Origin of the sequence: Catenulispora yoronensis (genome assembly GCF_039531695.1) — a bacterium.
Taxonomy (GTDB): domain Bacteria; phylum Actinomycetota; class Actinomycetes; order Streptomycetales; family Catenulisporaceae; genus Catenulispora; species Catenulispora yoronensis.
In genome coordinates this window covers 1-853 of sequence record NZ_BAAAQN010000153.1, presented here as the reverse complement: position 1 = coordinate 853, position 853 = coordinate 1, and the positions used below count along the sequence as shown (strand labels likewise).

Below are 853 nucleotides of genomic sequence, written 5' to 3'. Positions count from 1 at the left end.
GACCGCTGGTTCTGGCGCCACCCGGGGGTCAATCCCTTCGCGGTGCTGCGCGCCGCCTGGCAGGATCTTACTTCCGGGCGAGTTATCTCGGGCGGCAGCACGCTTACCATGCAGGTGGCACGCCTGCTTGATCCCCATCCACGCACCTTCGGCGGCAAGCTGCGCCAGCTGTGGCGAGCGCTGCAGCTGGAGTGGCATCTGTCAAAAAGCGACATTCTAACCCTCTATCTGAACCGCGCGCCGTTTGGCGGCACCCTGCAGGGGATCGGCGCGGCCAGCTGGGCCTATCTCGGTAAGCCGCCTGCCAGTCTTAGCTACGGCGAGGCGGCGCTGCTGGCGGTACTTCCCCAGGCGCCCAGTCGTTTACGTCCGGACCGCTGGCCGCAGCGGGCCCAGGCGGCGCGTGATAAAGTGCTTACGCGAATGGTCAGCCAGGGCGTCTGGCCGGAACAGGCGGTAAAGGAAGCGATGGAGGAGCCAGTATGGCTGTTTCCGCGCCAGATGCCGCAGCTGGCGCCGCTTTTTTCACGCCGGGCGCTGGCGACCAGTCGTGATGAAAAGGTGGTGACGACTCTGGATGCCGGACTGCAGCGGCAACTGGAAGATCTGGCGCTGAACTGGAAATCGCGCCTGCCGCCGCGCAGTTCGCTGGCGATGGTCGTCGTCGACCACACGGATATGAAAGTTCGCGGCTGGGTGGGCTCGGCGGATATCACCGACGACAGCCGCTTCGGCCATATTGATATGGTCTCGGCGGTACGCTCGCCGGGGTCGGTGCTGAAACCCTTTATCTACGCGATGGCGATGGATGAGGGGCTGATTCACCCGGCATCGCTATTACAGGATGTGCCAC

At 64.4% G+C, this 853-nt stretch carries 1 protein-coding gene; it reads left to right on the top strand.

From position 1 onward, the window contains the following. On the top strand, window positions 1-853 hold an 853-nt coding region (locus ABD481_RS46475), incomplete at both ends, for a transglycosylase domain-containing protein (protein ID WP_344672323.1).